Annotated in this window: 26 protein-coding genes; 20 read left to right on the top strand and 6 right to left on the bottom strand. The window is 67.9% G+C overall.

Annotated elements, in window-relative coordinates; genetic code table 11:
- Nucleotides 1-10 precede the first annotated feature (10 nt).
- From gyrB to FJ108_06350, 3 genes are all read right to left on the bottom strand, one after another.
- Entirely contained in the window at nt 11-2,446 is a 2,436-nt protein-coding gene (gene gyrB, locus FJ108_06360; protein ID MBM4335522.1) for a DNA topoisomerase (ATP-hydrolyzing) subunit B, read from the bottom strand.
- Between the two features lie 183 nt (nt 2,447-2,629).
- The gene (dnaN, locus tag FJ108_06355) at nt 2,630-3,736 is read right to left on the bottom strand and encodes a DNA polymerase III subunit beta (GenBank protein MBM4335521.1); all 1,107 of its coding nucleotides are present in this window, start codon (nt 3,734-3,736) and stop codon (nt 2,630-2,632) included.
- Nucleotides 3,737-3,932: 196 nt separating this feature from the next.
- A complete protein-coding gene (locus FJ108_06350) occupies nt 3,933-5,249 on the bottom strand; it encodes a hypothetical protein (protein ID MBM4335520.1) in 1,317 nt (438 codons plus the stop codon).
- 188 nt (nt 5,250-5,437) lie between these two features.
- On the opposite strand from FJ108_06350, the gene FJ108_06345 reads away from it, so the two are divergent.
- The 20 genes from FJ108_06345 to FJ108_06250 all read left to right on the top strand — a co-directional run bounded on the left by FJ108_06345 (nt 5,438) and on the right by FJ108_06250 (nt 21,059).
- Nucleotides 5,438-5,587, top strand: coding sequence for a 50S ribosomal protein L34 (locus FJ108_06345; GenBank protein ID MBM4335519.1), 150 nt, complete (start codon nt 5,438-5,440; stop codon nt 5,585-5,587).
- Nucleotides 5,523-5,963, top strand: a complete 441-nt coding sequence (gene rnpA, locus FJ108_06340) for a ribonuclease P protein component (GenBank protein ID MBM4335518.1) — start codon at nt 5,523-5,525, stop codon at nt 5,961-5,963. The genes FJ108_06345 and rnpA overlap by 65 nt, the downstream gene beginning before the upstream one ends.
- Nucleotides 5,813-6,154 (top strand): membrane protein insertion efficiency factor YidD, encoded by a 342-nt coding sequence (yidD, locus tag FJ108_06335; GenBank protein MBM4335517.1) that lies wholly within the window; start codon nt 5,813-5,815, stop codon nt 6,152-6,154. Before rnpA ends, yidD begins: the two co-directional genes overlap by 151 nt.
- 11 nt (nt 6,155-6,165) lie before the next feature.
- Nucleotides 6,166-7,839 carry a membrane protein insertase YidC gene (gene yidC / locus FJ108_06330; protein MBM4335516.1) on the top strand — a complete coding sequence of 558 codons (1,674 nt, stop codon included), beginning with the start codon at nt 6,166-6,168 and terminating at the stop codon, nt 7,837-7,839.
- 22 nt (nt 7,840-7,861) lie between these two features.
- Nucleotides 7,862-8,821 carry a hypothetical protein gene (locus FJ108_06325; protein MBM4335515.1) on the top strand — a complete coding sequence of 320 codons (960 nt, stop codon included), beginning with the start codon at nt 7,862-7,864 and terminating at the stop codon, nt 8,819-8,821.
- Entirely contained in the window at nt 8,725-9,369 is a 645-nt protein-coding gene (gene rsmG, locus FJ108_06320; GenBank protein MBM4335514.1) for a 16S rRNA (guanine(527)-N(7))-methyltransferase RsmG, read from the top strand. The genes FJ108_06325 and rsmG overlap by 97 nt, the downstream gene beginning before the upstream one ends.
- An 83-nt stretch (nt 9,370-9,452) precedes the next feature.
- A complete protein-coding gene (locus tag FJ108_06315; protein ID MBM4335513.1) occupies nt 9,453-10,229 on the top strand; it encodes a ParA family protein in 777 nt (258 codons plus the stop codon).
- A complete protein-coding gene (locus FJ108_06310) occupies nt 10,216-11,118 on the top strand; it encodes a ParB/RepB/Spo0J family partition protein (protein ID MBM4335512.1) in 903 nt (300 codons plus the stop codon). Before FJ108_06315 ends, FJ108_06310 begins: the two co-directional genes overlap by 14 nt.
- A complete protein-coding gene (locus FJ108_06305) occupies nt 11,112-11,474 on the top strand; it encodes a polymer-forming cytoskeletal protein (GenBank protein MBM4335511.1) in 363 nt (120 codons plus the stop codon). Before FJ108_06310 ends, FJ108_06305 begins: the two co-directional genes overlap by 7 nt.
- Before the next feature lie 114 nt (nt 11,475-11,588).
- Complete coding sequence (locus FJ108_06300) at nt 11,589-12,230, top strand: hypothetical protein (GenBank protein MBM4335510.1); 642 nt, start codon at nt 11,589-11,591, stop codon at nt 12,228-12,230.
- Complete coding sequence (locus tag FJ108_06295) at nt 12,230-12,805, top strand: ATP synthase F0 subunit B (protein ID MBM4335509.1); 576 nt, start codon at nt 12,230-12,232, stop codon at nt 12,803-12,805. The genes FJ108_06300 and FJ108_06295 overlap by 1 nt, the downstream gene beginning before the upstream one ends.
- Nucleotides 12,802-13,356, top strand: a complete 555-nt coding sequence (gene atpH / locus FJ108_06290; GenBank protein MBM4335508.1) for an ATP synthase F1 subunit delta — start codon at nt 12,802-12,804, stop codon at nt 13,354-13,356. Before FJ108_06295 ends, atpH begins: the two co-directional genes overlap by 4 nt.
- Nucleotides 13,353-14,894: a F0F1 ATP synthase subunit alpha gene (locus tag FJ108_06285; GenBank protein ID MBM4335507.1), complete on the top strand. Its 1,542-nt coding sequence runs from the start codon at nt 13,353-13,355 to the stop codon at nt 14,892-14,894. The genes atpH and FJ108_06285 overlap by 4 nt, the downstream gene beginning before the upstream one ends.
- 6 nt (nt 14,895-14,900) lie before the next feature.
- Nucleotides 14,901-15,767: an ATP synthase F1 subunit gamma gene (gene atpG, locus FJ108_06280; GenBank protein ID MBM4335506.1), complete on the top strand. Its 867-nt coding sequence runs from the start codon at nt 14,901-14,903 to the stop codon at nt 15,765-15,767.
- An 11-nt stretch (nt 15,768-15,778) separates the two neighbouring features.
- Complete coding sequence (atpD, locus tag FJ108_06275; protein ID MBM4335505.1) at nt 15,779-17,191, top strand: F0F1 ATP synthase subunit beta; 1,413 nt, start codon at nt 15,779-15,781, stop codon at nt 17,189-17,191.
- A gap of 6 nt (nt 17,192-17,197) precedes the next feature.
- Entirely contained in the window at nt 17,198-17,602 is a 405-nt protein-coding gene (gene atpC, locus FJ108_06270) for an ATP synthase F1 subunit epsilon (GenBank protein ID MBM4335504.1), read from the top strand.
- Nucleotide 17,603: 1 nt separating this feature from the next.
- The gene (locus FJ108_06265; protein ID MBM4335503.1) at nt 17,604-19,106 is read left to right on the top strand and encodes an arylsulfatase; all 1,503 of its coding nucleotides are present in this window, start codon (nt 17,604-17,606) and stop codon (nt 19,104-19,106) included.
- Between the two features lie 88 nt (nt 19,107-19,194).
- Nucleotides 19,195-19,851: a TetR/AcrR family transcriptional regulator gene (locus FJ108_06260; GenBank protein MBM4335502.1), complete on the top strand. Its 657-nt coding sequence runs from the start codon at nt 19,195-19,197 to the stop codon at nt 19,849-19,851.
- A 10-nt stretch (nt 19,852-19,861) separates the two neighbouring features.
- Entirely contained in the window at nt 19,862-20,095 is a 234-nt protein-coding gene (locus FJ108_06255) for a ferredoxin (protein ID MBM4335501.1), read from the top strand.
- Nucleotides 20,028-21,059 carry a ferritin-like domain-containing protein gene (locus FJ108_06250; GenBank protein ID MBM4335500.1) on the top strand — a complete coding sequence of 344 codons (1,032 nt, stop codon included), beginning with the start codon at nt 20,028-20,030 and terminating at the stop codon, nt 21,057-21,059. Before FJ108_06255 ends, FJ108_06250 begins: the two co-directional genes overlap by 68 nt.
- A 21-nt stretch (nt 21,060-21,080) precedes the next feature.
- Here FJ108_06250 and FJ108_06245 read toward each other — a convergent pair whose 3' ends face one another.
- From FJ108_06245 to bioD, 3 genes are all read right to left on the bottom strand, one after another.
- Complete coding sequence (locus FJ108_06245) at nt 21,081-22,166, bottom strand: DegT/DnrJ/EryC1/StrS family aminotransferase (GenBank protein ID MBM4335499.1); 1,086 nt, start codon at nt 22,164-22,166, stop codon at nt 21,081-21,083.
- A gap of 65 nt (nt 22,167-22,231) precedes the next feature.
- Nucleotides 22,232-22,822, bottom strand: coding sequence for a hypothetical protein (locus tag FJ108_06240; protein MBM4335498.1), 591 nt, complete (start codon nt 22,820-22,822; stop codon nt 22,232-22,234).
- Between the two features lie 37 nt (nt 22,823-22,859).
- Entirely contained in the window at nt 22,860-23,783 is a 924-nt protein-coding gene (gene bioD / locus FJ108_06235; protein ID MBM4335497.1) for a dethiobiotin synthase, read from the bottom strand.
- Between the last annotated feature and the right edge of the window lie 692 nt (nt 23,784-24,475).

Here is a 24,475-nt window from a genome sequence, read left to right as displayed (position 1 = left end):
GCGTTCCCGCTCAGATGTCGAGGTTCACGGCGTTCAGGGCGTTCTTCTCGATGAACTCCTTGCGAGGCTCGACGAGGTCGCCCATCAGGATGCTGAAGGTCTGGTTCGCTTCTGGCCCGTCCTCGACGCGGACGTGCAGAAGCGTGCGCTTGCCCGGGTCCATCGTCGTCTCCCAGAGCTGCTCGGGGTTCATCTCGCCGAGGCCCTTGTAGCGCTGGATGTACTGGCCTTTGCCGGCGATCTGGAGCAGCTCGATCAGGAGCTGGCGCGGCGATGCGATGACGCGCTCCTCGCCGCCCACGACGAGCCGGTACGGAGCGTTTCCGACCGCGACCGCGCACTCGAAGAGCGCGACGAAGCGCTGGTAGTCGGGTGACTCGAGCAGCGCCTGATCGAACTCGACCGAGCGCTGCACCGCCGTCTGCATCACGTGCACCGCCGGCTTCCAGCGGCTGTGCTCGGCGTCCTGGGACCATTCGATCCGAACCGGGAGCGCCTCTGCATAGCTCTGCTCCAGATACGCGACGAGTCGGCGCTCGAAGTCGCTGCGCGCGGCGGCGTCCGCGTTCGCCTCCGCGCTGGTCAGACCGCAGGCCGCCGCCGCCTCGACGATTCGCGCGTCGATGCCGCGGCGCTCCATCGAGACGCTCACGCGCTCACAGCGCTGCGCGTGCGATAGCAGCTCGCGCAGGCTGGCCTCGTCGAGCGGCGCATCGCGTCCGCTGGCGAAGACGCGAGACTCGCCGAGGCCGATCCCGAGCAGGTGCTGAGAGAGCTCGTTGTCGCTCTGGATGTACTGCTCGTGCTTGCCGCGCTTCACCTTGTAGAGCGGCGGCTGCGCCAGGTACAGGTGCCCCCGCGTGATCAGATCGGGCATGTGGCGGAAGAAGAAGGTGAGCAGGAGCGTCTGGATGTGCGAGCCGTCGACGTCGGCGTCGGTCATCAGGACGACTTTGTGGTAGCGGAGCTTGTTGGCGTCGAAGTCCTCGCCGATTCCGGTTCCGAGCGCGGCGATCATGATCTGGATCTCGTTGTTCGCGAGCATCCGATCGAGACGCGCCTTCTCGACGTTGATGAGCTTGCCGCGGATCGGAAGGATCGCCTGGTTGTAGCGGTCTCGGCCCTGCTTCGCGGAGCCACCGGCCGAGTCGCCCTCGACGATGAAGATCTCCGCCTTCGCGGGGTCGCGCTCCTGGCAGTCTGCGAGTTTTCCCGGCAGGCTCGCGTCGCCGAGCGCCCCTTTCCGGCGCGTGAGATCGCGCGCCTTTCGCGCCGCCTCTCTCGCTCGCACGGCGTCGGTGCACTTCATCGCGACGGATTTCGCGGCGGCCGGGTTCTCCTCGAGGTAGCTCGAGAGCTGCTCGTAGACGAGATTTCCGACCAGCCCCGCCACCTCGCTGTTGCCGAGCTTGGCCTTGGTCTGGCCCTCGAACTGCGGGTGCGAGAGCTTCACCGAGACGACCGCGGCCAGGCCTTCGCGCGTGTCCTCGCCGGTGACGGTCACGACTTCTTTCTCGGGCAGGTGCTCGGCGATCCAGCGATTCATCGCGCGCGTGAGCGCGTTCCGGAAGCCGGTCAGGTGCGTCCCGCCTTCGATCGTGTTCACGTTGTTCGCGAAGCTGTAGACGCTCTCGTTGTACCCGTCGTTGTACTGGAGGGCGGCTTCGATGTGGACGTCGGTGGTGACCATTCCCTCGCCGGTCGACTGCTCGTAGCTGCGGTCTCCGACGAGCAGGATCACCGGGTGGACGGACACCGTCCCGCGATTCAGGTACTCGACGAACGAGGCGATCCCGCCCTCGTAGTGGAATTCGTGCTTCTTCCCGTTGCGCTCGTCCTCGAGGTGGATGCGGATCCCGGCGTTCAGGAACGAGAGCTCGCGCAGCCGGTTGGCCAGCGTGTCGAAGCTGTATTCGGTGACGTCGAAGATCGCGGAGTCGGGCTGGAACGTGATCGTCGTGCCGGTCTTGTCGGTCGTGCCGACGGAGTGCAGGTCCTCCTGCGGAACTCCGCGCGCGTAGTGCTGCCGGTACACCTTGCCGCCGAGCTTGATCTCGAGGTCGAGCTTCTCCGAGAGCGCGTTCACGCACGAGACGCCGACCCCGTGCAGACCGCTCGAGACCTTGTACGACTTGTTGTTGAACTTCCCGCCGGAGTGCAGCGTCGTGAGCACGACTTCGGCGGCGGGGCGGCCGAGCTTGGCGTGTGGGTCGATCGGAATGCCGCGCCCGTTGTCCTCGACCGTGACCGAGTTGTCACTGTGGATCGTGACTCGAATCGTGTCGCAGAAGCCTGCGACGGCTTCGTCGATCGAGTTGTCGACCACCTCGTAGACCAGGTGGTGCAACCCGCCCGGACCCGTCGACCCGATGTACATCGCGGGCCGTTTCCGGACCGGATCGAGACCCTCGAGAACCTCGATGGATCTCGCGTCGTACTCGCTCATAAGCGCTTCTTCGCCTCTAGGACCTGAGTCCAACGCCGCAGCGGGGGAGGACCGCAACCCTGCGATATACCCTGCTTTGGCAGCGGCCTCGTCCCGCAGACGTCAGGCGACGGATGCAAGGGGCCCGTTGCGGCGCAAGGTGCTGCAAACGCTCGGAAAACTAGCCCAGCGCGAAGCTCTCGGCTAGAGCCTCATCGGCATGATCACGGCAATTTCGTCCGGGTCGTCCGCGGGTCGGAACTGGGCGGGGCTGAGCTCCTCGGATAGCTCGAGCACGACCTCCTTGGCCGACATCGAGCCGAGCACGTCGAGCAGGTAGCGCGCGTTGAACGCGGTCTCGAAGCGCGCGCCCTGATACTCGACGGGCAGCACCTCGCGCGCCTCGCCGAGGTCGGGGTTGCTCGCCGAGAGGTCGACCTGCCCGTCGCTCAGGACGAAGCGGAAGCCCCGCGAGCGCTCGTGCGCCATCAGGGCAACGCGGCGAACGGCGTGCTGCAGGCGCTCCCGCTCGACGACCTGCCGCACCTTGTGGCCCTTGGGCAGGATCTGGCGGTAGTTCGGGAACTCGCCGTCGATCAGCCGGGTCGTGAGCAGCAGGTCGGGTCGCCGGACCATCAGGAAACCGTCCCCGAGACCGAGATCGAGAGCCCCTTCGCCCTCGTCGCAGAGCTTGCGAATCTCCGCCACGCCCTTGCGCGGCACGATCACGCCCTTGGCTAGGAATCCGACCGCCGTGGGCACGGGACGCTCGATCATCGCCAGCCGATGCCCGTCGGTGGCGACGAACCGGATCCGCTTGCCGTCGACGCTCTCGATGAAAACGCCGTTCAGGTTGTAGCGGGTCTCGTCGCTCGAGGTGGCGTAGAGCGTGTGGTCGATCAGCTCGCCGAGAAGCGCGGTATCGATCTGCGCGAACGCAACTCCCTCTGCGCTCGGAACCGACGGGTACTCCTCTGGCGAGGTCGAGAGCAGCGAGAACTTGGCCGGACCGCACGCGAGCGTCACACGCGCGCCATCCTCGCTGCCGAGCACGACCTCCGGGCCCTCGAGCTCGCGGACGATCTCGAAGAGCTTCTTGGCGCCGAGAGTGACCGTCCCCGGGGTCTTCACCGCCGCGGGGTGATTGGCGATCACGGCGACCTCGAGGTCGGTGGCGGCGAGCGTCAGGCCGTCTTCGCGCGCCTCGATCAACACGTTCGCGAGAATCGGCATCGTGCCGCGTCGTTCGACGATGGCCTGGACGCGCCCCAGGGCTCTCAGAAGCTCGTCTCGTTCGATCGAAAGCTTCATGTCCACTCTCCTCCCACCTCTGATCCTGATCTTAAAGCAAGTTGAGTAGGAGTAGGAGGGAGAGCGGTGGAAATCTGGAAAACTCCTCGAACCTGGCGATCGGGCTCGACGATCTTTCCACGGCGATCCCGGTGCCGGCCGGGAGGATCCGTGGGCCGACGGTGGAGTGCCGATTCGGGCTCGAGTTCTCCACCGCTCATCCACCGTCCTCCGATACGCGCATCAGCTCCTTCTCCACCAGGAGCACCGCCGCTCGCAGGCTGGCGTTCTCGCTCAGCTGGCTCTGGATCACGCGATCGGAGTGCAGCGCAGTCGTATGGTGCTTCGCGAATCGCCGGCCGATCTCCGGGTAGGAGAGTCCGCAGTGCCGCCGGACCAGGTACATCGCGATCTGTCGCGGCGTGGTGAAGCGCGCGCTGCGCTTGCCGGAACGCAGGTCGCGCGGGCGCAGGTTGAACTGCTGCGAGACCGCGCTCATCACCTCTTCGGGCGTGATGCGGATCGGCGGGTCGCTCGCGTGACTGAGCAGAAGCTTGACGGCCTCGGCGGCCTCGAGGCCGCCGCACCAGGACGACTGGCTGAGCAACCTGGTGAGCAGGGCGTCGAGGCGACCGAGGTCGCCCCGCACGCCGCTGGCGAGCAGGGCGGCGACCGCGGGCGCCGGCTCGACGCCCCACTGGCGCGCTCTCGCGAGAACGATCGCTACACGGGTCTCCCATTCGGGCGGTCGGACCGCGACCGACTCGAGGCGCCCGAGACGCCGGCGCAGCGGCTCGATCAGGCCCGCGCAGCGTTCCGGAGGTTTTGCAGTCGCGACCGCGACCGGGATGCCGCGCTCTTCGACCAGCTCGAGCACGCGAACCAGCTCTTCCTGTGTCGCTTCCCGGCCCTTCAGGTCGTGCACGTCGTCTAGAAGCAGGGCGGCCGAGGCGAGCAGGTGCTCGCGGAACGAAGAGAGGTCTCCGGTCGAGATCGCGCCGACGAGGTCCAGCGACAGCTGGTCCGCGCGCCGGTACAGAACGGCTGATTCGGGGTCGAAGCCCTCGCGGCGCGCCGCGATCGCGCGCAGCAGGTGCGTCTTTCCGGAACCGGGAGCGCCGCTCATCACGAGCCCGCCGCCTTCGGCAACGCCGTCGCCAGCGAACCTGCGCGCGCGAGCGAGAGCCGCTGAGTTCGCAGGGCCTGCGACGAAGCCCTCGAAGCTCGAGCTCGGGTCGCCCGAAAGCGCCCGGACGTCGTCGACCGGTATCAGCGCAAGCGCAACCGCTCCATCCGTCAGGCTCGCGAGCGAAGACTCGATCGCAGCGACGTGGCCGGCCCGAATCCAGGTCTCGATCTCGCTTCGATTCACTGCGAGGCGCAGCGAACCCACGGCCTGCTCCAGACAGCGGGTGCTCTGCGAGAGCGAGTCGCGGGTCGCGGGGGAAAGTCGATGCGACAGGGCGCCAAGCACCGACTTCCAGAGCGAGGTCGCCGCGTCCGTGCAGACGAGGCCAGGAGCGCTGGCAGTCATGGGGGTTCGGACCTTTCACGAGGCGATGACGGGTGGGACTTCGTGCTCATATCAAAGCGGCGCGCAGCAAAGCAAGAACGCCGCGCGGATTCTCGTCGAGAAAGCCTCGGCCGAGACGACGTTGACACTGCTCGGGGCCGGTGCTTCTATACACGCCCACCGAGTCGCTCGGCTCTAGAGGCATTCTGATGAAACGCACGTTCCAACCCAGCCGAATCCGGCGCGCACGCAATCACGGTTTCCGCGCCCGGATGAGCACCACAGCCGGGCGCAATGTGCTCTCGCGTCGGCGCGCGAAGGGTCGTCACGAGCTCACGCGGGTCTCGAAGAAGAGGTAGCCATCCGTCGGCGCCGGACGGCACTGGCCGCGGGGTTCTTCGTCGGAGAATGCGCAGAAGTGACTTCGTCGCGGTCTCCGAGTCCGGTCGACGCCGGTCGACCCGATTCTTCATTGCACTGCTCATGGATCGAAAGGACGGCGGACCCACCCGCCTAGGCATCACCGTCACGCGCAAGGTCGGCGGCGCCGTGCGGCGCAACCGGATCAAGCGCCTCGCCCGCGAATGGTTTCGCAGTCGTTCCCGAGAGTTCGGATCGTGCGATTTAGTCCTCATCGCCAAGCGCGACATCCCGCCGTCCTTGCGGTTGGCGGAGCTGCGCCAGGATCTCGATCTGAGACTCGCGCCGCCCGACGGGTCGGAAGCGCCGCGTTGATCGCGCTGGTCCGCGGGTATCGGCTCGTGATTTCACCCTGGCTCGGATCGGCGTGTCGATTCAACCCGAGCTGCTCCCAGTTTGCAGTCGCCGTGATCGAGCGCGATGGCGCGGCGCGCGGGGGATTGCGTGCGCTGCGCAGGATCGCGCGCTGCCACCCGCTCGGCGGTGGCGGGCTGGATCTTCCCTAGGGAGTTCGGCAGTGGATCGCGTACAGATCGCAGCTATTGCCGCCGCCGTCGCACTGATGGTCGCGTCATTCGTGTTCGCACCGGCGCCTCCTCCCGCGGATCTGCCGGCGGTCGAGCCGAAGTCCTCCGAAGAGCCGCCCGCGGCGGCCCCGAGCGGCGAGGGACAGGCCGAGCCTCCCGTCCCGATCGAGCGGGCCTTGGACGAAGTGAAGGCGAAGACTGTGACGCTGGAGAATGACGCGGTCAGGGTCAGCGTCAGCAATCTCGGCGGCCGTCTGGAGCGCGTCGAGCTGCTCAAGTACCGCGCCACGGTCGACAAGCACTCCGGGCCAGTGGAGCTGGTGACCAGCGAGCCCCGGGGGGCGCTCTTCATCTTCCTCGGTCCCGAGCCGCTTCGCTCGCTCGAGGGCTCGGTGTACGAGATCGTCGCTTCTGGTCCGCGCTCGGTGGAGCTCCGCGCGGAGCGAGACGGGGTCGCGGTGACGCGTCGTGTCGAAGTCGATGACACGGGCTACGGCGGTCGGGCGACCGTGTCAATCCAGAATCAGAGCTCTGCCGCGGTCAGGCCGAAGCTCGACGTCGTGGGCTACGGCCAGCAGAGAAACGACGGAGCGCCGGACTTCTTCTTGAACTACAGCGTGGTGGCCTCGGTGGACGGCGAGGCGAAGCGCATGCCGGTGGCCGGCATCGGCACGGCGGGTTTCCTCGGCGGTCTGCTCGGGCGCGCGGCTCCGACGGGGACCGCGTACCCGGCGCCCGTCGAGTGGGTGGGGGTCGACAGCCAGTACTTCCTGATCGCCGCGATTCCCGACAGCCCGCGAGACAGCACGGCTTTTCTAGGGCCGCTCGGCCGCGATCTGGGACAGGCCGCGCTCGGAGCGGCGAGCTTCGACGTGCCGCCTGGGACCGGCGTGGAGCGGAGCTACCGGCTGTTCTTCGGCCCCAAGACCCCCGAGCTCGTAGCCACCGTCGACCCGCGTCTGGAGAATTCGATCGATGCCGGCTGGGCGCTGGTGCGCCCGCTGGTGCATGCGTTCGAGGCGATGCTTCGCTGGACCCACGCGAACGTCGTCGCGAACTACGGGATCGCGATCATCCTGATCACCCTGCTCGTCCGCGTCGTGACGTTCCCGTTGACGCAGCGCTCGATGAAGTCGATGAAGCGATTCGCGGTGATCGCGCCGCAGATGAAGGAGCTTCAGACCAAGTACGGCAGCGACCGCGAGAAGCTCCAAGAGGAGATGATGAAGCTCTACCGCCAGAAAGGGATGAATCCGCTCTCGGCGATGGGCGGCGGATGCGTGCCGATCCTGGTCCAGATGCCCTTCATGATCGCGCTGTACTTCGCGTTGCAGACCTCGATCGAGCTGCGCCATGCTCCATTTGCGCTCTGGATCAACGACCTGTCGGCCGCAGAGGATTTCTTCGCGATCGCGGGTCTTCCGATCCGCGTGCTTCCATTGCTGATGGGCGGCTCCATGCTCCTGCAGCAGAGGCTGACTCCGGCGCCGAACGCGGATCCTCAGCAAAGGCAGATGATGACACTGATGAGTGTCGCATTCACCTTCATGTTCTACCAGTTCCCGTCGGGGCTCGTGCTCTATTGGTTCGTGAGCAACCTTCTCGGGATCGCGCAGCAGCTCTACGTCAACCGGACGCCGACGCCGACGGCGCCGGCGACTTGACCGGAGCTCGGAGGATCGAGAAATGAACGCATCCGTGGACGACGCTCGGGAATTCGTGGCCGAGACCCGGGACGAAGCCTTGGCCAAGGCAGCCAGCTTCTTCCGGGTAGCGCCCGACCAGATCGATTTCTGGGTGGTTCCCGCCACAGTAACAGTTTCGGGTCTGGGCTCGAACGTGCTCGTCATCGCCGCGCCGCTCTCGGCCCGGCCTGTCGCGCGCGAGCAGCGGCGCTCCGAGGAGCGTCCGCAGCAGCGATCCGAGCGCCCCGAGCGACGAGACGAACGGCGGGACGAACGCACGGCCCGATCTGAGCGGCCCGAGCGGCCGAGGCGCGAGGAGCGTCCCCGAAGCGAGCGCCCCGCGCCGCCTCCCCCGGCTCCTCGAGCTGCGCCGGAGCCCGAGGAAACCGAGGAGGATCTCGAGGAAGGAGATCTCGGCCCGGTCGGCGAGTTCGTAGCCGGGATTCTGGAGCGGATGAAGCTTCGCGGCATCGGTCTCACGGAGACGGAGACCGAAGAGGGCGACATCATCATCACGCTGGACGGAAAGGCGATTACGGCACTGAACGATCGAGAGCCGCGCTTCGCGGCCGCGATTTCCCATCTGGCCCATCGCGCGGCCGAAGTCCTCGTCGATGAGGAAGTGGCCGCGCGCGTGGACATCCGAGGCGCGCGCCGCGCCGCGAGCGAAGAGCGCGACGAGCGGCCGCGCCGCAACGGACGGCGCGAAGAGGGTCGACGCGAGCGGTCGGACTCCCGACGTGACTCCGACGATCGCAGCGGGATCGACGAGGCGGCGCTCGAACGAATGGCTCGGGAGGCCGCGGAGATCGTGCGTCGCTCCGGAGAGCCGGAGCTTCTGCGGCCGATGAATTCGCGCGAGCGGTGGGTCGTGCACAACACCCTGAAGGACGAGCGCGGGGTTCGCTCCGAGAGCGAGGGCGAGGGTCCGCGCAAGCGGGTTCGAATTACGCCCGATTGAGTCGAGAGGCGACCTCGGAAGCGGCTCTCTCTCGCTTCATTCAGGAGCTCACCCTCTGGGGTGAGCGGATGAACCTGGTCGGGTCGACCGACCCGGCGGCGATCGCTAGGCATGTGGATGATGCGCTCGCCGCCGTTCCCCACCTGGACCAGGGCCTCTCCGTCGTGGATCTGGGCAGTGGCGCGGGCTTCCCCGGGCTTCCGATCGCGATCTCGCGCCGCGACCTCCGCGTGAGTCTGGTTGAGATCCGCGAGAAGCGCGTGGCCTTTCTCCGGCACGTCGCTCGGGCTCTCACGCTCGAGGTCGACATCCTTCGTCGGTCGATCGAAGCTCCCGCGCCGAAGCGCTTCGATCGTGTGCTGCTTCGCGCAGTTGCCCACCCGGAGCGCTCCGCGGAGCTCGGCCGGGGATGGGTGTCCGAGGGCGGCGAGATCTGGGTCTGGGCCGGGCCCGGCGTCGAGCGCCCGGACGCGCGATCGATCCCGCTGGCCTCGGGTGGAGCCATCTTGCGCATCCCTGCGGCGGCGGTTTCCCGTGGAACGGATTGAAGTCCCTAGGCCTTCGAGTTTTCCGCCCATTGCACGTGGAACGATGAGGTAGTATCCGGACGCGGTACGCCGTGGGGTGGAGAGTGGCTCGAGTCATCGTCGTTGCGAACCAGAAGGGCGGCGTCGGCAAGACGACGACCGCGGTGAATCTTGCGGCTTCGCTGGCGGCAGCAGAGTGCCCGACACTCCTGATCGACCTGGACCCACAGGCGAACGCGACGTCGAGCCTTGGCTTCTCGCCGTCGGACTATTCCGGCGACACCTACGACGCCCTGCTCGGAGACGCGAAGCTCGGAGAGGTGTTGCTGGAGACGCAGCTTCAGTTCCTGAAGCTCGCGCCCTCGTCGACGGAACTCGTCGGCGCAGAGGTCGAGCTCGCCACGGCCGTGGATCGCGAGCAACGGCTGAAGCGCGCGATATCGGAAATTCGTGAGCACTTTCGAGTAGTTCTGATCGATACGCCGCCTTCGCTCGGGCTCCTCACGCTGAACGCCCTGGTGGCCGCCGACTTTTTTCTGGTCCCTCTGCAATGCGAGTATCTCGCGCTAGAGGGCCTTGCAAAGCTCACCCAGACGATCGATCTCGTCCGCTCGTCTCTGAATCCGACGCTCGAGATCGAGGGCCTGCTGCTGACCATGTACGACGTGCGCAACAACCTGGCGATGCAGGTCGCGCGAGAGACCCGCGAGCACTTCCCGGGAAAGGTGTTTCGGACGGTGATTCCCCGGAACGTCCGGCTGTCCGAGGCGCCGAGCTTCGGCAAGCCGGCGCTTCTCTACGACATCAACTCCAAGGGCGCGCTCAGCTATCTGCAGCTCGCCGAGGAGATTCTGGAGAGGATCAATCATGGCCACACGTAAGGCGCTCGGACGCGGTCTCTCTGCCCTGATTCCGTCGACAGCAGCTTCGGCATCGGTGGGGACGGCTCCGGGCGACCGCGAGATCCTCGCCCACGAGGATTCCGCGGCGGCGCCCCTCTTCGTGTCGATCTCGCGAATCGCGCCGAATCCCAGTCAGCCGCGGAAGACGTTTCGCGAGAGCGACCTCTCCGCCCTGGCGGCGTCGATTCGCGAGCAGGGAGTGCTCCAGCCGCTGGTCGTCCGAAAGCGCGGTGACGGCTACGAGCTGATCATCGGCGAGCGCCGCTGGCGGGCTTCGCAGATCGCGGGCCTCGACGAGGTGCCCGTGGTCGTGCTCGACGCGAGCGATCGGCAAGTCGTCGAGATGGCGCTGGTCGAGAACGTTCAGCGCGCTGACCTGAACCCGATGGAGCTCGCGCAGGCGTTCAAGGTGCTCGTCGAAGACGAGGAAATGACGCAGGACGAAGTCGGGCGCCGAGTGGGCTTGGATCGCTCGAGTGTGTCGAATCACCTACGACTTCTCGAGCTCACGGGCCCGATTCAGCAAGATCTGATTGACCAGCGCATCTCCATGGGCCATGCGAAGGCCATCCTGCAGGTCCCGGCGCCGCAGCGCGCAATGCTGCGCGACCAGATCGTTCGCCAGGGGCTCTCGGTGCGGGCAGCCGAGGAGCTTGGCCGACGCGCTGCGTCTAGCGCGCGTCAACGGCCGCGGCCCGGTCCTTCGAGAGACGTACACGTGATCGATCTCGAAGAGCGCTTGAGGAAAGATCTGAAGACGAAGGTCCGCATCGTCGGGCGACGAGCTCGCGGGCGAATCGAGATCGAGTTCCACGGCGAGAGCGAGCTCGAGCGCCTCAGCGATCGGCTCCTGGGAGACGAATCGTGAAGGCGGAGCTTCAGACCTTCCTCGACAGCGGCACCTCGTTCGAGGGAAAGATCTCGTTCACCGGCTCGGTTCGGATCGACGGGCACTTCCGCGGCACGGCAAACGCGGACGGCACCCTGATCGTGGGCGAGAGCGGGACGATCGACGCAAAGCTCGACGTCCGCTGTCTGATCGTGCGCGGGTCCGTCGTTGGAGATGTGACTGCGAAGGAGCGCGTCGAGGTCGGCCCGCAGGGCCGCCTGGACGGTGTAGTTCGGACTCCTCGGATTCGCATCGACGACGGCGCGCGGATTACCGCGCGCATCGAGATGGGCGAGCCCACGGGAGGCGGGCCGATCGGCGCACCCCGACGCTGAACCACCCGATCGCTCCGACACCCGATCTCTGCGAGATAGGCAGCGAAATGTGGCACTTGCGCTGATTGACTTGGAAAGGGCCTTTGCCATACTGCCGGCCGCCGAGGCGGGGTCGTGACCCGCTGGGGCTCTGTCCGCGCGCGCGAAGCGAGCGCGCGGAGGCGAGTCATCGTGGGCTCAGGACTGTCGTCAGCATCCGTGGTCCGCGGTGAGGGACCTGCGATACAAGAGGGGATCACCGTGCGTTCCGAGCCTGGCTCCTGGCTCCTCCCGATCGCTATCGTGGCTGGGGCGGCGATTCCAGTCCCCGCGCTGGCCTCCGAGCTGAACCTGTATCCGGACGTCACGACGGTGGCGACCAACATCGCGCTGTTCCTGCTGCTGATCTATCCGGTGAACCGCCTCCTCGTGCAGCCGCTGCTCCAAGTGCTCGACGAGCGAGAGGCCCGCACGGCCGGAGCGCTCGCGCAGGTGGAACAGCTGGGAGAAGAGGCGCGCGCGGCGCGGACCGCGATCGAAGCTCGCCTCGTAGAGGCGCGTGCGGCTGCTCAAGCGCGGCGAAACGCGATCCTCTCCGACGGCGAACCACGCGAACGCGCCCTCCTCGAGGCAGCTCGGGCCGACGCCAATGGAATCGTCGAGAGCGTCCGCCAGTCCGTCCAGGTGGAGCTAGCCGAAGCCAGAGGCGCCCTACCTGCGGATGCTCGCGTGCTCGCCCGCGAAGCCGCGGCTCGAATCCTCGGCAGGGCGCTTTGATGAGGCGCTCGCTTCCCATGTCGATCTGGTGTGCCGCGCTCGCGGCCGTCCCCGCTCTCGCCGCCGCGTCTTCCGCAGAGCACGGCGAAGCCGGACTCGATTGGTCCTATTTCTTCTTCCACGCGCTGGGCCTGGCCATCCTGCTCGGCGTGATCGCGTACTTCTCCCGCGAGCCGCTAAAGGCTTTCATGCTCGACCGCAGCGACGGCATCCGGCGCCAGATCCAGGATGCCGAGGCCGCGCTCGCGGCGGCTCGGGTCGAGACCGCCGAGTTGAACGCCCGGCTCGCGCGAGCGAGCGCGGAGCACGAGGAGTTCCTCCGCCTCGCCGGCGAGCAGGCCGAGTCCGAGCGTGCGCTCGCGATGGAGCGCGCGACGCTCGCGGCCGAGCGGATCCGTCAGGAGGCGCGCCGGGCCGCCGATCAGGAGATCGCGCGCGCGCGCCGCGAGCTACAGGCGGAGGCCGCGCAGCTCGCCACGAGCCTCGCCGCCGAGATCCTTCGCGAAGGGATGACCCCGGACGACGACCGTCGCCTGGTCGGTGAGTTCGTCCAGCAGATCGAGAGGCGAACTTGATCGGCGGCGGGGAGATCGCGCGGCGCTACGCGCAAGCCGTCTTCGGACTCGGCCAGGATGCGGCCGCCCGCAGGCAGCTGCTCGACGAGCTCACCACGCTCGCGCAGGAGATTTCGGACAGCTCCGAACTCCAGCACGTTCTGCTCACGCCGATCCATCCGAGGACCGAGCGCAAGGCGTTGATCCAGGCGCTCTCGGAACGGCTGGGCATCTCGCAGCAGGTGCTGGTGGTGAGCGAGCTGCTCGTCGACCACAACCGGATGCCGCTGCTCTTCGCGATCCGCGACGAGCTGCGCGCGCTCGTCGATTCCGAGGCCGGCCGCGTGGAGGCCCGCGTCAAGAGCGCGCGGCCGCTCGCACCCGATGCGGAAGAGCAGCTGCGGCAGGCGATCTCCCGACGAGTGAACGCGAGCGTGACTCTCTCGGTCGAGATCGACCCAACACTGATCGGTGGCATCGTCGCGCGAGTCGGCGATCTGCTGCTCGACGGCAGCATCCGCACCCAGCTCGGCATTCTCGGCGAAACTCTCAGGAAAGGGCCCGTGACATGAAGATCAAGGCAGCGGAGATCAGCGAGATCATCCGGCGGCAGATCCGCGACTACGACCGCGAAGTCGACATCGCCGAAACCGGAACCGTGCTCTCCGTCGGCGACGGCATCGCGCGCGTCTACGGACTCGCCAACGCAATGGCCGGAGAGCTGGTCGAGTTCGCCGGCGGCGTGCGGGGTCTCGTGCTGAACCTCGAGGACGACAACGTCGGCATCGCGCTGATGGGCACCGGCGGGCAGATCCGCGAGGGGCACCTGGTGAAGCGCCTCGGCGAGATCATGCAGGTTCCCGTCGGTGAGTCGATGTGCGGCCGGGTCGTGAACGCGCTCGGCGAGCCGATCGACGGCAAGGGCGAGATCAAATCGACCGAGTCGCGCTTGGTCGAGATCAAGGCTCCGGGCATCGTGAAGCGCCAGCCGGTGAAGGAGCCGCTCCAGACCGGGCTCAAGTGCATCGACGCGATGACGCCGATCGGGCGCGGACAGCGCGAGCTGATCATCGGCGATCGCCAGACCGGTAAGACGGCGATCGCACTCGACACGATCATCAACCAGAAGAACACGGATGTGTTCTGCATCTACGTCGCGATCGGCCAGAAGCAGTCGACCGTCGCGCAGGTGGTCCAGAAACTGACCGAGCAGGGAGCGATGGACTACACCATCGTGGTCTCCGCGGGCGCCGCGGATCCGGCGCCGCTGCAGTACATCGCCCCCTACACCGGTTGCACGATGGGCGAGTGGTTCCGCGACAGCGGCAAGCACGCGGTGATCATCTACGACGATCTCTCCAAGCATGCGACCGCGTACCGGCAGCTCTCGCTGCTGCTGCGCCGCCCGCCGGGACGGCAGGCGTACCCGGGTGACGTCTTCTACCTGCACTCGCGGCTGCTCGAGCGCGCCGCGAAGATGAGCGCGAGCGAGGGCGGCGGCAGCCTGACGGCGCTTCCGATCATCGAGACGCAGGCGAACGACGTTTCGGACTACATCCCGACCAACGTCATCTCGATCACCGACGGGCAGATCTTCCTCGAGACGGGTCTGTTCAATTCCGGTCAGCGGCCGGCGATGAACGCGGGCATCTCCGTCTCGCGCGTCGGCTCGAGCGCGCAGGTCAAGGCGATGAAGGCCGTCGCCGGCACGCTGCGCACGACGCTCGCACAGTACCGCGAGGTCGAGGCCTTCGCGCAATTCGGCAGCGACCTCGACCGCGCGACGCAGGAGCAGCTCGCGAACGGCCAGCGTCTGACGATGATGCTGCGCCAGGGGCAGTACGTGCCGCTGCCGGTCGAGGAGCAGGTGATCCAGATCTACGCGGCGACCCCGCGCGCCGACGGCAGCGCGTCGTTCGTGCGCAACTACCCGACCGAGGACATCGCGCGCTACGCGGACGAGGTCACCGCGTTCCTGCGCCAGCGCCATCCCGAAGTGCTGGCCGAGATCAAGTCGACCGGCGCACTCTCGGACCAGGTCAGGACGAAGCTCGATGAAGCTCTGCTCGTGTTCGGCAAGACCTTCCAGCCGAGCAGCACCCAGGCGTAGCCGGCCGTGGCCACCATCCGCGAGATCAAGAGCCGCGTCGTCGCGATCCAGAAGACGCAGAAGATCACTTCGGCGATGAAGATGATCTCTGCGGCGCGGCTCGCGCGGGCGCAGCAGGCGGCCGAGGCCTCGCGGGCCTACGGCGCCAAGCTCACGGAGATCTTCTCCGCGCTGGCCGGCGGCATCGAGGCCGACGTGAACCCGCTGCTCTCGCCGCGCGAGCAGGTGCGAAAGCTCGACGTGGTCGTCGTCACCAGCGACCGCGGGCTGTGCGGCGCGTTCAACTCGAACGTGATCAAGCAGGCGCTCGCCGTGATCGGCGAGCGGATCGACGGAGCCGAATCGATCTCCGTGATCCCGGTCGGCCGGCGCGGGCGCGACTTCTTCCGCCGCCGCCGCATCGACATCCCCCGCTCATGGATCGGACTCCCGGTCCCGACACCGGCCGTCGCGCACGAGATCGCCTCGTACCTGATCGAGCGCTACCTGTCCGGCGCGAGCGACGAGACGATCTTCGTCTACGGCCGCTTCGTCTCTGCGCTCACACAGGTCCCGACGCGCGTGACCGCCATTCCGGTGCTTTCCGCGCTCCCGGAGGCGACCGGGAAGGAGCCGGCCGTCGCCTACGAGATCGAGCCGGATGCTGCGTCGCTGCTCGCGCGCGTGCTGCCGAGCGTGATCGAGTTCATGGTGCTGCGTGCGCTGCTCGAGAACGCCGCGAGCGAGCATGGCGCGCGAATGACTTCGATGGACAGCGCGACCGAGAACACGCGCGAGCTGATTCGCAGCTTGACGCTCGAGATGAACAAGGCGCGGCAGTCGCAGATCACCACGGAGCTGACCGAGATCGTGGCCGGCGCCGAGGCGCTGTAGGAGAGACGAGAATGAGCGATGGACGGATTCTGCAGGTGCTTGGCGCGGTCGTGGACGTGGAGTTCCCCCCCGGGAAACTCCCCGAGGTGTACAACGCGCTAACCATCAGCAACCCGGCGATCGATGCGCGACCCGACAATCTCGTGATCGAGGTCGCCCAGCACCTCGGCGAGAATCACGTTCGCTGCATCGCGATGGACACCACCGACGGTCTGGTGCGCGGAATGCCGGTGAAGAACACCGGGGCCGCGATCTCGGTGCCGGTCGGCGCGGGCACGCTCGGCCGGATCGTGAACGTGGTCGGCGAGCCCGTGGACGAGGGCGGGCCGGTCAAATGCGACAAGCGCATGCCGATCCACCGCGACCCGCCGAAGCTGGAAGATCAGTCGACCACGATCAAGCAGTTCGAGACCGGGCTCAAGGTCATCGACCTGCTCTGCCCGTTCCCGCTCGGCGGCAAGATCGGCCTCTTCGGCGGCGCGGGCGTCGGCAAGACCGTCCTCATGCAGGAGCTGATCCGCAACATCGCCACCGAACACTCCGGCTACTCGGTCTTCGCGGGCGTCGGCGAGCGCACGCGCGAGGGCAACGACCTCTGGCTCGAGTTCAAGGAGTCGGGCGTCATCGAGAAGGCGTCGCTCGTCTACGGTCAGATGAACGAACCGCCGGGCGCGCGCGCGCGCGTAGGCATCTCGGCGCTCACGATCGCGGAGTACTTCCGCGACGAGGAAGGGCGCGACGTCCTGCTCTTCATCGACAACATCTTCCGCTTCACGCAGGCGGGCTCGGAGGTCTCGGCGCTGCTCGGGCGCATCCCGAGCGCCGTCGGCTACCAGCCCACGCTCGGCACCGACATGGGCGCGCTGCAGGAGCGCATCACATCCACGCGCAAGGGCGCGATCACCTCGGTGCAGGCGGTCTACGTGCCCGCCGACGATCTGACCGATCCGGCGCCGGCGACGACCTTCGCTCACATCGACGCGACCATCACGCTCTCGCGCCAGATCGCGTCGCTCGGCATCTACCCTGCCGTGGATCCGCTCGACTCCACCAGCCGCATCCTCGATCCGCTGATCGTCGGCGAGGAGCACTACCGCGTGGCGCGCGGCGTGCAGCAGGTGCTTCAGAAGTACAAGGAGCTCCAGGACATCATCGCGATCCTGGGCATGGACGAGCTCTCCGAGGACGACAAGATCGCGGTCTCGCGCGCGCGCAAGATCCAGAAGTTCCTCGGCCAGCCGAACTTCGTCGCGGAGCAGTTCACGGGCGTGCCGGGGAAGTACGTGCGCATCTCGGAGACGCTGAAGAGCTTCCGCGAGATCCTCGATGGCAAGGTCGACGACGTGCCCGAGCAGGCGTTCTTCATGGTCGGCGGCATCGACGACGCGCGCGAGGCCGGCGAGCGCCTGAAGCGCGTGGGCTGATCCGCGATGGGCATGCGGCTCTCGATCGTCACGCCCGCCCGTCCGCTCGTCGACAGCGACGTCGAGCAGGTGGTGGCTCCCGGAAGCGAGGGCGAGTTCGGCGTCCTGCCCGGTCATGCTCCGGTGCTCGTCGAGCTGAAGCCGGGCGTCGTGCGCTGGATCGAGTCGGGTCGCAATCGGCGCGCCGCGATCACCGGCGGCTTCGCCGAAGTGACCCTGGAGCGAGTCACGGTGCTCGCGCCGATCGCGGAGCTCTCCGAGCAGATCGACGCGACCGAGGCCGAGCGCAGGCGCTCCGATGCCGCCGCGGCACTCGCCAATGCCGGTACCTACGCACCGCCCGAGCAGGTGGCGAAGCTCCGCGATGCGGTAGAGTGCGCGCAGGCGCGCGTGGACGCGCTCCGGGGGTAGCGTGGCGTTCGATCCGATCACGATCGAGCCCGTCTTCTCGCATCCTGCGCAAGCCGAAGCGGCGGCTCGCAAGCTCGCGGACCTCGAACGCCGCACCGGCCGCAAGCCCAACATCCTGATCGTGCTCATGGACGACGTGGGCTGGGGCGACTTCGGCTGCTACGGCGGCGGAGTCATGGCCGGTGCCCCCACGCCGAACATCGATCGCCTCGCCCGTGACGGGCTGCTGCTCACCTCGTGCTACTCCGAGCCCTCGTGCACGCCGTCGCGCGCGTCGCTCATGACCGGCCGGCTGCCGATGCGGCATGGACTTCTGGTTCCGCCCATGTACGGCATGCCCGGCGGGCTCGAGGGCGAGGTCACTCTGCCGCAGCTGCTCCACGGCGCCGGCTACGCGACCCAGGCCGTGGGCAAGTGGCACATGGGCGAGAACCTGCCCTCGCAGCCGCAGAACGCGGGCTTCGACGACTTCTTCGGCTTCCTGAGCGTCTCGGACATGTACACCGAATGGCGTGATCCGTACTTCTTCCCCGAAGTCGTCTACAGCGACGAGCGCCGGCGCTGGGTCGAGAACCTGCCGTTCAACAAGTGCTGGGTGCACGCGCAGCGCGGCGGCCAGCCGGAGGTGGTCGAGGAGGTCACGATCCCGGTGCTCTCGCGGCTGGACGACGAGTGGGCGGGCTACTCGGAGCGCTTCATCGAGCGCATGGCGCGCGACTCGCGCCCGTGGTTCCTGTACCACTGCACGCGCGGCGCGCACTTCGACAACTACCCGCACGAGAAGTTCCTCGGCAAGTCGCCGTCGAAGCATCCCTACAAGGACACGATCATCGAGCTCGACGACATCGTCGGCCGGCTGGTGCGCAAGCTCGAGGCGACAGGACAGCTCGAGAACACGCTGGTCTTCGTGTCTTCCGACAACGGTCCCGAGATGGAGACCTGGCCCGACGCCGGCGTCACGCCGTTCCGCTGCGCCAAGGGCTCGACCTGGGAAGGGGGCGTGCGCGTGCCCGGGGTCTTCTCCTGGCCGGGAATGATCGAGCCGCGCGCCAGCGACGGGATCTTCGACCAGCTCGATCTCTTCGCGACCTGCCTGAATCTGGCCGGCATCCCCGAGCGCGTGCCGACCGACCGTTTCATCGACTCGATCGACCAGACCTCGTTCCTGCTGGCGCCCGACGGCGACACCTGCAGGAAATTCCACTACTACTGGCTGACGCTCCACCTCTCGGCGGTGCGAGTCGGCGAGTACAAGTACATGACGGCGGCGATCTCCGACGACTCGACCGACGTCGTGAATCCCGGCGGCTTCACAGGCGTGCTGCAGCAGTACCCGTATGGGCGTCTCTACAACCTGTACCTGGACCCGAAAGAGACGCACTCGTACATGATCCGGAAGCTGGTCTACATCGACGTGATCCGCAGCGCGCTGATGCGCCACCGCGGGTCCTTCCAGGCCTGGCCGTCAAAACCGCCGGCCGTGAGCGGTCCGCCGCGGAACTAGATCTGCTCCGATCGTTCTGCGTTTCCGGAGCGTTGCGAACCAAAGTCGAGCTTGCGTTCGGTTTTGGTCCCGGATAGCCTCCGGGGTCGTGGCGCATCCAGCTCGCACGAGACTCGCTCCGATCGGCAGGCGCCCGCAGGCGCGCGCGATCGCGACCCGCCGCAAGGTGCTCGACGCGGCGGAGCTCTTGTTCTCGCGCGGCGGATACGAGCCGACCAGCATGGCCGACGTCGCCCAGCGCGCCGGTGTCGGCGTGGGCACGCTCTACCACCACTTCCCCGACAAGCGCGCGCTTCTGCTGGCGCTGATCGACGACTGGGGCGACCGCGAGATCGAGCGCGCCCGCGGCGGGCTCGGGGTCGAGTGGCTGCTCGCCGAGAACCCGCGCGCCGGCCTCGCGGAGGGGCTGCGCGCGTCCTACGAGCGCCTCCGGCGTGAGGGCAGCTTCTACCTGGTCCTGCTCGAGCTCGCCGAGCGCGACGGCGAGGTGCGCGCGCGGCTGGACCGGATCACCCAGATCGGGATCGAGCGAATGCGCGACCTGTTCGCGGTCGGCCAGCAGCGCGGCATCGTGCGCGCGGAGCTCGACCCGCTGGCGGCCGCGTTCCTGCTGCGGCGCTCGATCGAGGTGGCCGCCCGCGAAGTGTTCGTGCACCGCATGACCGAGCCCGCGCCGGAGCGGGTGCTCGCGGAGCTGATCGACATGTTCCACCGCTACGTCTTCGCGGAGGAGCCGCAGCGATGAGTGGCCGACCGTGATCCCGCGCGCCAGGCAAGAGGAGAGCGCCGTCTACGCGCGCTTCCACGTCGAGGAGCGGCTCTGCATCGGCTGCGGGCTCTGCCGCGAGCGCGCCCCCGACAACCTGGAAACGCCCGCGGACACTTCGGTCGCGCGGGTCGTGCGGCAGCCTGAGAGTCCGGATGAGGAGGCCGCCTGTCATGAGGCCGCCGAATACTGCCCGACCGGGGGAATCCTGGTCGAGGAATGAAGGAGAAGCCATGTCGTTCGATGAGCTCACGAGTCAGGTCAAGACCCTCTGGAAGTTCGATTACGAGCCGAAGATCAAGGCGCTTCGCGAGCTGTACGAGGTCGCGAAGAAGCAGCAGTGGAACGCCGCGACGGACATCGACTGGAGCCTCGAGATCGACCGCGACGGCGACATTCTCGACCCGCGCCAGAACGTGATGAGCCAGTTCGACTTCGTGAAGGCGCTGCCCGACCGCACGCGCAAGGACCTCCAGATCCGCCTCGCGGCCTGGCGGCTCTCGCAGTTCCTGCACGGCGAGCAGGGCGCGCTGCTCTGCTGCGGCCAGCTGGTCGACGTGGTGCCCGACACCGACGGCAAGCTCTACGCAGCCACACAGGTGGTCGACGAGGCGCGCCACGTCGAGGTGTTCCACCGCTACATCACCCGACTCGACCGGGTCTACCCGATCGATCCGCAGCTCCAGGCGGTGCTGAACGCGATCCTGGCCGCGGACACCTGGCAGAAGAAGTGTGTCGGCATGCAGATCATCGTCGAGAGCCTGGCGATGGGGTCCTTCAAGCTGATGAAGGAGGGCTCCAAGGACGAGCTCCTGCGCAAGGTGGTCGAGCTGACCGCGCAGGACGAGGCGCGCCACGTCTCGTACGGGCTGATCTACATGAAGGACGAGCTGCCCCGCATGACCGACGCCGCGCGCGACGATCTCGAGGACTTCGCCTTCGGCGCGGTCTCGGCGGTGGTCGGGCGCGGGGGCTCGGGCGGAATCTCGACGCTGAACGTGCTCGCCGAAGTCGGCATCGACCGCGAGAAGGCGCTCGCGGAGATGCGCGAGAAGTTCTCGGATCCCGCTTTCCGCGCCACGCAGCCCAGCCCGTTCCGCGACTACGTGATGCCGCAGCTGGAGAAGCTCGGGATCATCACCGAGCGCACGGCACCCAAGTACCGGGAGATCGGCCTGGTGGCCTGAACGCCACCGCCCCCGGAGCGGCTAGAGCGACTCGCGCACGCGGCGCGCGATCTCCCGCGCGTCGCTGCTCGAGAGCTCCGGATAGATCGGCAGCGAGAGCACCTCGGCGGCGGCTCGCTCGGTGATCGGCAGCGAGACCTTCCGGTCCGCGTACACCGGGAGCTGGTGGATCGGGATCGGGTAGTAGACCTGCGTGGCGATGCCCGCCTGGCCAAGCGCGCGCGAGACCGCATCGCGCCGCCCGCCATCGATGCGCAGGGTGTACTGGTGGAAGACGTGCGTGCTGCCGGACGCGACACTCGGGGGTGTCAGACCCGGCAGGCCGCGGAGGCTCGAAGTGTACTCGGCCGCTACGCGACGCCGCTCGTCGTTCCAGCGCTCCACGTGCGGAAGCTTCACTCGCAACAACGCGGCCTGAATCTCGTCGAGGCGCGCGTTGTAGCCGATCTCGGTGTTCACGTAACGCTGCCGCGAGCCGTGAGCGCGCAGGCTTCGCACCGAGTCCGCGATGCGTTCGTCGTTGGTCGCGATCAGGCCCGCCTCGCCGAATGCGCCCAGATTCTTCGAAGGGAAGAACGAGAACGCCGCTGCATCGCCGAGGCCGCCGATGCGCTTTCCGCCGAGCTCGGCGCCGAACGCCTGGGCCGCGTCTTCCAGGATCGCGATGCCCTTCCCGCGCACGATCTCGCGAAGCGCCGGCACGTTCGCCGCGTGGCCGAAGAGATGCACCGGGACGACCGCGCGCGTGCGCGAGCCGAGCGCCGCGCGCACGGCTGCCGGGTCGATGCAGAAGCTTTTCGGGTCGATCTCGGCGAAGATCGGCGTGGCGCCGACCAGGCTCACGGCTTCGGCCGTCGCGAAGAACGTGAACGAGGGAACGATCACCTCGTCGCCGGGGCCGATTCCGAGCGCGCGCAGGCCAACCACGAGCGCGTCGGTGCCCGAGCCGACGCCGACCGCGAAGCGCACGCGCAGGAACTCGGCTGCCTCGCGCTCGAACGCCTCGACGTTCGGGCCGAGAATGAACCGGCCCGAGCGCAGCACGTCGAGCACCGCCTTCTCGAGCTCCGGCCAGAGAGCCTGCGTCTGCTGCTCGAGATCGACCATCGGAATCTTCGCGGTCAACACGCTACCCCGTCGCTCGAGCCGCGCAGATTAGCGCAAGCTCGAGCTCAGTCCTTCACGACCGACGCGACGAGCTTCGCGCGTTTCCCGTCCACCGCAACGCGGAAGCGGACCTTCGCGCCGGGGTGCTTCGCGCGCAGCGCCGCGGTCTGCTTGCGCACGAGCTCGCCGAGCTTGGCGCGGTCGGGGTCCGGACCGGACTCCCCCGCGCGCCTTCGAGCCGCGACCAGCGCGTCGTAGAGCTGATCCATCGGGTTCGCCTTGGCCGAAGGTTCGCTCGCTTCCGCTCCGGGAGTCTCGGGCTCCGCGCCGAGCCCTCGCTCGCGCTCGTGGAGCTTCGCCTTGAAGCGGTGTCCCCGGTACGTGCCCGACTCGATCTGGCGCAGCGTTCGGCCCCACTGCTGGCGGTAGATCTGGAACTTCGAGTTGAGCTGGTTGAAGCGGAACTTCTGGTGCGTCTTGCGCAGGATCTGGTTCGCGTACTTGACGATGATCTTCTGCATCCGCCCCTGAAGCACCTCGGGCGGGCGCTTCAGGATTCCCAGGAAGAACTGGTCGTACTCCACGCGCAGGCGCTTCAGGCCCTGGTCGAGCTCATCGAGCTCCTCGTCAATCGGATCTTGCTGGCCGCGCGCCATCCGAGCTTGGTTCGGCGAGAGCCGGCCGCGGCTTGAGTCAGGAGTTGCCGGCCGAAGCCAGAAACGCCGCGAGATCGAAGCTCGCGGGGAGCCGGGTCGCGCCAAACGCCAGCTCGCAGAGCAGCGGAACCGGCAGCCGCTCGATCAGCAGGTCGAGATTGCGGCGATCCGCGGCGGACAGGTCGGCGCAGCCGTGGTCGATCACGACGCCCACGACCCGCAGGCCGCGGGCGCCCGCGGCTTCGACCGTGAGCAGCGTGTGGTTGATCGTGCCGAGCGCGGCACGCGCGACGACCACGAGCGGAAGCCGCAGCCGGCCGGCGAGTCCGGCCATGTCGAGCGCCGGCGTGATCGGGACCAGAAGCCCGCCGGCGCCTTCAACGATGGTCAGATCCGCGTCCACTTTCGCGCGTGCGAACGCCGCCTCGATCGGCGCGAGCTCGATCGCCACTCCTTCGGCGCGCGCCGCGCACTCGGGCGCAGCCGGAAGCGCGAGTCGAACCGGGCAGAGCCGCTCGACCGGAGCGTCGTCTCCGGCGGCGCGCGCCAGCGCGAGCGCGTCCGCGGGGACTCCGCGCTCGCAGCCGGTCTCGATCGGCTTCAGGATCCGGACGCGGCGTCCCGCCTCGCGGGCGCTTCGCGCGAGCGCGCACGCGAAGGTCGTCTTGCCGCAGCCGGTGTCGGTGCCTGTGACGAAGACGGCCCTCAAGCGCCGGTCACTTCGCGAATGCAGGCCGAGAGCGCGTCCATGATCGCGTCGATCTCGGCCTCGCTCACCGAGAGGGGCGGCATCACCACCACCGTGTCGCCGAGCGGCCGCAGGATGATGCCGTGCTTGCGCATCGCGGAGCAGACCAGGTGCCCGATGCGATCGCGCGGGTCGAAGGGTTCGCGGGTCGCCCGATCGCGAACCAGCTCGATGCCGGCGATCAGGCCGCGCTGGCGGATGTCGCCCACGCAGGCGCGCTCGCGGAGCTCATCCATCCGTAGCGCCAGGCGCGCGCCGGTGCGGGCGACGCGGCCCAGCACATCCTCCGTCTCGAAGATCTCCAGATTCGCCAGCGCCGCAGCACAGCCCAGCGCGTTGCCGGAGTACGAGTGCCCGTGGAAGAGCTGGCGCGACGCGTGCGTCGGCGCGAGGAACGCCGAGAAGATCTCCTCGGTCGCCAGCGTGGCGGCGAGCGGCAGGTAGCCGCCGGTCATGCCCTTCGCGATCGCCATCAGGTCGGGCGACACATTCTCGTGTTCGCAGGCGAACATCCTCCCGGTGCGCCCGAAGCCGGTGGCGACCTCGTCCACGATCAGGAGCGTGCCGTGGCGATCGCAGAGCTCGCGCACGCGGCGCAGCCAGCCGTCGGGGAGCAGGAGCATTCCCGCGGCCGCCTGCAGCAGCGGCTCGACCACCACGCCGGCCACCTCGTGCCCGTGTCTCTCGAGGATTCCCTCCAGCGACTCCAGGCAGTGGATCCCGCAGCCTGGCTGCTCGAGCCCGTACGGGCAGCGATAGCAGTAGGCGTTCTGTGCGCGCAGCACGTCGAAGACGAGCGGCCGGAAGGCCTCGTGGAAGCGCTCGATGCCGCCGACCGCGACGGCCCCGAGCGTATCGCCGTGGTACGCGTCGCGAAGCGCGACGAAGCGCGTTCGCACCCGCGT

The organism is Deltaproteobacteria bacterium, assembly GCA_016875225.1.
Taxonomy (GTDB): Bacteria; Myxococcota_A; UBA9160; order SZUA-336; family SZUA-336; genus VGRW01.
The sequence above is the reverse complement of the archived record's forward strand: the minus strand, read 5'-3'. Positions and strand labels throughout refer to the sequence as shown.

What these genes read in the sequence shown, in the direction of transcription:
- gyrB (MBM4335522.1), bottom strand. Translation starts at nt 2,446, where the DNA reads ATGAGCGAGTACGACGCGAGATCCATCGAGGTTCTCGAGGGTCTCGAT.
- dnaN (MBM4335521.1), bottom strand. Translation starts at nt 3,736, where the DNA reads ATGAAGCTTTCGATCGAACGAGACGAGCTTCTGAGAGCCCTGGGGCGC.
- FJ108_06350 (MBM4335520.1), bottom strand. Translation starts at nt 5,249, where the DNA reads ATGACTGCCAGCGCTCCTGGCCTCGTCTGCACGGACGCGGCGACCTCG.
- FJ108_06345 (MBM4335519.1), top strand. Translation starts at nt 5,438, where the DNA reads ATGAAACGCACGTTCCAACCCAGCCGAATCCGGCGCGCACGCAATCAC.
- rnpA (MBM4335518.1), top strand. Translation starts at nt 5,523, where the DNA reads ATGTGCTCTCGCGTCGGCGCGCGAAGGGTCGTCACGAGCTCACGCGGG.
- yidD (MBM4335517.1), top strand. Translation starts at nt 5,813, where the DNA reads ATGGTTTCGCAGTCGTTCCCGAGAGTTCGGATCGTGCGATTTAGTCCT.
- FJ108_06325 (MBM4335515.1), top strand. Translation starts at nt 7,862, where the DNA reads ATGAACGCATCCGTGGACGACGCTCGGGAATTCGTGGCCGAGACCCGG.
- FJ108_06310 (MBM4335512.1), top strand. Translation starts at nt 10,216, where the DNA reads ATGGCCACACGTAAGGCGCTCGGACGCGGTCTCTCTGCCCTGATTCCG.
- FJ108_06295 (MBM4335509.1), top strand. Translation starts at nt 12,230, where the DNA reads ATGAGGCGCTCGCTTCCCATGTCGATCTGGTGTGCCGCGCTCGCGGCC.
- FJ108_06285 (MBM4335507.1), top strand. Translation starts at nt 13,353, where the DNA reads ATGAAGATCAAGGCAGCGGAGATCAGCGAGATCATCCGGCGGCAGATC.
- atpD (MBM4335505.1), top strand. Translation starts at nt 15,779, where the DNA reads ATGAGCGATGGACGGATTCTGCAGGTGCTTGGCGCGGTCGTGGACGTG.
- atpC (MBM4335504.1), top strand. Translation starts at nt 17,198, where the DNA reads ATGGGCATGCGGCTCTCGATCGTCACGCCCGCCCGTCCGCTCGTCGAC.
- FJ108_06250 (MBM4335500.1), top strand. Translation starts at nt 20,028, where the DNA reads ATGAGGAGGCCGCCTGTCATGAGGCCGCCGAATACTGCCCGACCGGGG.
- FJ108_06245 (MBM4335499.1), bottom strand. Translation starts at nt 22,166, where the DNA reads ATGGTCGATCTCGAGCAGCAGACGCAGGCTCTCTGGCCGGAGCTCGAG.
- FJ108_06240 (MBM4335498.1), bottom strand. Translation starts at nt 22,822, where the DNA reads ATGGCGCGCGGCCAGCAAGATCCGATTGACGAGGAGCTCGATGAGCTC.